This window comes from Pseudomonas sp. (genome assembly GCF_030147005.1).
Lineage (GTDB): Bacteria > Pseudomonadota > Gammaproteobacteria > Pseudomonadales > Pseudomonadaceae > Aquipseudomonas.
Window position 1 is genome coordinate 1 of sequence record NZ_JASLAW010000044.1, and the last position, 5830, is coordinate 5830.

2 protein-coding genes are annotated in these 5830 nt (G+C 64.2%); both read left to right on the plus strand.

Annotation, left to right across the window (positions count from 1 at the left end):
- The coding region (locus Q1V60_RS03635) for a phosphopantetheine-binding protein (RefSeq protein ID WP_300627501.1) at positions 1-595 on the plus strand (595 nt) is incomplete at its 5' end.
- A 3-nt stretch (positions 596-598) separates the two neighbouring features.
- Positions 599-5830: non-ribosomal peptide synthetase (locus Q1V60_RS03640; RefSeq protein ID WP_300627502.1), on the plus strand; the 5232-nt coding region annotated here is incomplete at its 3' end.

Here is a 5830-nt window from a genome sequence, read left to right on the forward strand (position 1 = left end):
CGAACTGGGCGAAATCGAAGCGCGTTTGCGCGAGCAGGACAGCGTCGGCGAAACGGTAGTGGTGGCCCAGGACGGCGCCACCGGCAAGCAGCTGGTGGCCTATGTGGTTCCGGCTGATGCCGCCCTGGCCGACCAGGCCGAGTTCCGCGACACCTTGCGCCGCGCCCTGAAAACCGGCCTGCCGGACTACATGGTGCCGGCGCACTTCGTGTTCCTTGCGCAAATGCCGCTGACCCCCAACGGCAAGCTCGACCGCAAGGGCCTGCCGGTGCCGGATGTGAGCCTTATGCAGCAGGTGTATGTGGCGCCGCAAACCGAGCTGGAGCAACAGATCGCCGCGATCTGGGCCGCCGTGCTGCACGTGCCGCAAGTGGGCCTGAACGACAACTTCTTCGAAGTCGGCGGGCATTCCTTGCTGGCCATCCAGATCACCTCACGGGTCCAGGCGGAGCTGGGCCTGGACGTACCACTGATGGAACTGTTCCAGACCGAATCGCTGCACGCGTACGTACTGGCCGCAGCCACCTTCCGCGCCGGCAGCGTGGAAGATTTTGATGACCTTCGTGACTTTTTGAGCGAACTAGAGGCGATTTGAACCATGCTTTCCAACCCTAACATCGACCTGGTGTCGCGCTTTCTTCGCCTGCCTCTGGAACAGCGCCAGCAGTTCTACCAGCGCCTGCAAGGCCGGAGCATGAGTTTCGCTCAACTGCCGATTGCCTCGATCCGTGAGGCCGGCCAACGCCTGCCGCTGTCCTACGCGCAGGAGCGCCAGTGGTTTCTTTGGCAGTTGGACCCCGACAGTGCCACGTACCACATTCCCGGCGCCTTGCGTTTGCACGGACGGCTGGACGTGTCCGCACTGCAGCGCAGCTTCGACAGCCTGTTGGCCCGTCACGAGAGCCTGCGCACGCAACTGGTCGAGGAGGGTGAACATCTGTGGCAGGCCGTGCTGCCGCGGGCACGGGTCGAGCTTCAACAAGCGCAGATCGACGAGGCGCAGTTGATGTCGCGAGTGGAAGTGGAGGTGGCGCGGCCGTTCGATTTGCATCAGGCCCCGCTGCTGCGTGTGACCTTGCTGCAATTGGCGGAAGACGAACATGTGCTGGTGATGGTGCAGCACCACATCGTGTCCGACGGTTGGTCGATGCAAGTGATGGTCCAAGAGCTGGTGCAATTGTATGCCGCCTACAGCCAGGGCCAGGACCTGCAATTGCCGGAACTGCCGATCCAGTACGCCGACTACGCCCTGTGGCAGCGTGGCTGGATGGAAGCGGGGGAGCGCACGCGGCAACTGGCCTATTGGCAGGGGCTGCTGGGCGGTGAACAACCGGTGCTGGAGTTGCCGCTGGACCGTCCGCGCCCGGCGCAGCAAAGTCATCGCGGCGCGAGCTTGCAGGTGCATCTGCGACCCGAACTGGTCGCTGGCCTCAAACACCTGGCGCAGCAAGAAGGCGTCACCCTATTCATGCTGCTGCTCGCGTCCTTCCAGACCTTGCTGTATCGCTACAGCGGGCAGTCGGACATCCGCATCGGCGTGCCGATCGCCAACCGCAATCGCGTCGAAACCGAGCGGTTGATCGGGTTTTTCGTCAACACCCAAGTGCTCAAGGGCGATCTGGACGGGCAGATGAGCTTCGTCGAATTGCTGCAACAGACCAAGCGCCGCTCCCTGGACGCCCAAGCCCACCAGGACCTGCCGTTCGAGCAACTGGTGGTCGCGCTTTCGCCCGAGCGCAGCTTGAGCCACAACCCGTTGTTCCAAGTAATGTTCAACCATCAGACCGAAGCCCGGAGCGGGCGCGACGGCCAGCAATTGCCGGGCCTGCGCGTGGCGGAGCTGGACTGGGACAGCCGGATCACGCATTTCGACCTGAGCCTGGATACTCACGAGTCCGCCGAAGGGCTTTGGGCCGCGTTGAACTACGCCACCGACCTGTTCGACGCGACGACCATCGAGCGCCTGGCGCAGCACTGGCAGCAGGTGCTGCAAGCGGTAGTCAGTGCACCCGGCAGCCATCTGGGTGAGCTGGCGCTGCTGGATGCGGCCGAGCAGCAATACATGCTCCAGGACTGGAACGCGCCGGCCCGCGCCCATGAATTGCAAGGTGTGCATCGATTGTTTGAAGCCCAGGCCGCCGCGCAGCCCGAACGCCAGGCCCTGGCGCTGGATGGCCAGGCCCTCGGCTACGGCGAGCTGAACCGTCAGGCCAACCGCCTGGCGCACTGCCTGATCGCCCAAGGCATCGGCCCGCAAGCATTGGTCGGCATCGCGGTAGAGCGCTCCTTTGCCATGGTGGTCAGTTTGCTGGCGGTGCTCAAGACCGGCGCGGCCTATGTGCCATTGGACCCTGAGTACCCCCGCGAGCGGCTGGTGCATATGCTCGAGGACAGCGACGTGCGCCTGGTGCTGACCCAGTCGCATCTGCGCGATCGCCTGCCATTGCCTGCGCAGGTGGTGGCCGTGGAAATCGACCTCGTCCAGGCGCAGTTGGCGTTGTGTGCCGAGCACAATCCTGCGGGCGCTTTCGAACCGCACAGCCTGGCCTACGTGATCTACACCTCTGGGTCCACCGGCAAGCCCAAAGGCGTTGCCATCAGCCATGGCGCATTGAGCGAGTTCGTCGGCATTGCCGCCGATTATTCGCAACTGGTCGCACAAGACCGTGTATTGCAGTTCGCCACCCTGAATTTCGATGGCTTCGTCGAGCAGTTGTACCCGGCCCTGACCCTCGGCGCCACGGTGGTGCTGCGTGGCCCGCAACTATGGGACGGTGCCGAGCTGTATCGGCAGATCATCGAACAGGGCATCACCCTGGCCGACTTGCCAACGGCCTATTGGAAACTGTTTTTGCAGGATTGCCTGGCAGCGGGTTCGCGGCCTTACGGGGCTTTGCGCCAGCTTCATATCGGCGGCGAAGCCATGCCGCTCGACGGCCCGTTGTTGTGGCAACGCGCGGGCCTGGGCCATGTGCGGCTGCTCAATACCTACGGGCCGACCGAGGCCACCGTCGTTTCCAGCGTACTGGACTGCACCGACCCCGACGTGATCAGCGGCGGCAGCGCCAGCCCCATTGGCCGCGCGGTACCTGGGCGTGGGCTGTACGTGCTGGATCGTGACCTGAACCTGCTGCCCATCGGTGCCGTGGGTGAACTCTACATAGCCAGCGCCAGCGGCCTGGCCAGCGCTTATCTGCGGCGCCCGAGCCTGACTGCCGAGCGCTTCGTCGCCAACCCGTTCAGCGCGTGCGGCGAGCGGCTTTATCGCAGCGGCGACCTGGCGCGTTATCGCGCCGATGGCGTGGTGGAGTATGTGGGACGGGTCGACCATCAGGTGAAAATTCGCGGTTTCCGCATCGAACTGGGCGAGATCGAAACCGTGCTGCTGGCCCAGGACGGCGTGCGTGAAGCGCTGGTGCTGGCCGTCGACAACCAACTGCTGGCGTACCTGGCGCCCACGCAACCGTCGAGTGAAGCCGAGCGGTTGATGAGCACCCTGCGCGAACAACTGCCGGACTACATGGTCCCGGCGCACCTGATCTTTCTCGAGCGCATGCCGCTCAATCCCAACGGCAAGCTGGACCGCCAGGCGCTGCCCAAGCCTGACGCCAGCGCGGTGCAACAGGGCTGGCAGGCGCCGGTCACCGCGTTGCAACAGCAGATCGCCGCGATCTGGGCCGATATTCTCGGCGTCGACAACGTCGGTTTGAACCAGCACTTCTTCGAACTGGGGGGGCATTCGCTGTTGGCGATGCAAGTGGTGTCGCGTATTCGCCAGACACTGCAGCGCGAGGTGCCGCTCAAAGCCTTGTTCGAGCACCCACGGCTGGATGCATTTGTCGCGACATTGCAGGCTCAGGACGGTCTGGCGCCCAGTGCTCCGCCGTTGTTGCCGGTCGGGCGCGAGCACGCCTTGCCGCTGTCCTATGCCCAGGAGCGCCAGTGGTTTCTCTGGCAGTTGGAGCCGCACAGTGCCGCTTACCACATCCCCAGTGCCTTGCGCCTGGGAGGGCAGCTGGACCTGGGCGCGTTGCAGCACAGTTTCGATGCTTTGCTGGCCCGACATGAAAGCCTGCGCACCTGTCTGCGCCAGGATCATGAACGTGCGGTTCAAGTGATCGCGCCGTCGGCGTCATTGCAGATCGCTCACGCCGATGTCGACGAAGCCGAACTCCAGGCCCAGATCGAGGCGCGGATCGCGCAGCCGTTCGACCTGGAACACGGCCCGTTGCTGCGCGTGTCGCTGCTGCGCCTGGCCGCTGATGAGCATGTGCTGGTGCTGGTGCAACATCATATCGTTTCCGATGGCTGGTCGATGCAGGTGATGGTCGAAGAGCTGGTGCAGCTCTATGCGGCCTACAGCCAGGGCCAGGACGTGCACCTGCCGGCGCTGCCGATCCAGTACGGCGACTTTGCCGTGTGGCAGCGCAGCTGGATGGAGGCGGGCGAGAAGGAGCGCCAGTTGTCGTACTGGCGCGAGATGTTGGGCGGCGAACAAAGCGTGCTGGCGTTGCCGTTCGACCATCCACGCCCTGCCGTGCAAAGCCACCGCGGCGCACGCCTGGCCTTCGAGCTGGCACCCGAGCTGAGCCAGCAGCTCAAGGCTTTGGCGCAACAGCAAGGCATAACCCTGTTCATGTTGCTGCTCGCGTCGTTCCAGACCTTGCTTTATCGCTACAGCGGCCAGGAAGAAATCCGCGTCGGCGTGCCTGTCGCCAACCGCAACCGCAGCGAAACCGAGCGGCTGATCGGCTTCTTCGTCAATACCCAAGTACTTAAGGCGGACCTGCACGGCCAGATGAGCGTCGAGCAGTTGCTGCAACAAACCCGACTACGTGCGCTCGAAGCCCAGTCCCATCAGGACCTGCCGTTCGAACAGTTGGTGGAAGCGCTTTCGCCTGAGCGCAGCCTGAGCCACAACCCGTTGTTCCAGGTGATGTTCAACCACCAGACCGACGTCGGCCATGCCCAGGTCCAGCAGCAACTGCCGCACCTTCTGGTCGAAGGGCTGGAATGGCAAAGCAAGACCGTGCATTTTGACCTGGACTTGGACATTCACGAGTCCACCGAAGGTATCTGGGCCACTCTGGGTTATGCCCAGGATCTGTTCGAAGCCGACACCGTGCAACGCATGGCGCGCCACTGGCAGAACCTGTTGCAGGGTATGGTCGCCAACCCTCGGCAGCAGCTCAGCCAATTGAGCCTGCTGGACGCCGCCGAGCAGCAACACATCCTGCAACTGTGGGACCGTACCGCGTCCGGCTTCTCGGCCCGGCGTCTGGTGCATGAACGCGTGGCCGACCGTGCCCGCGAGGCCCCGGATGCCGTCGCGGTGAAGTTCGCCGACCAGCAACTCACTTACGGCGAGCTGGATCGCCAGGCCAATCGCCTGGCCCACGCGCTGATCGCCCGTGGCGTCGGCCCGGAAGTGCGGGTGGCCATTGCCATGCCGCGCAGTGCCGAGATCATGGTGGCGTTCCTTGCCGTGCTGAAGGCCGGTGGCGTGTACGTCCCGCTGGATATCGAATACCCGCGTGATCGCCTGCTGTACATGATGCAGGACAGCCGCTCGCGGTTGCTGCTGACCCACTCGACGGTGCAACAGCGCCTGCCGATTCCAGAGGGCCTGCAAGCCCTGGCGGTGGATCAGGTACAGGCCTGGTCAGATGAGAATTATGCGGCGCCGAATGTCGTACTGGACGGCGACAACCTCGCCTACGTGATCTACACCTCCGGCTCCACCGGCATGCCCAAGGGCGTGGCCGTGGCCCACGGGCCGTTGGTGGCGCACATCATCGCCACCGGCGAGCGCTATGAAACCAGCCCGGCC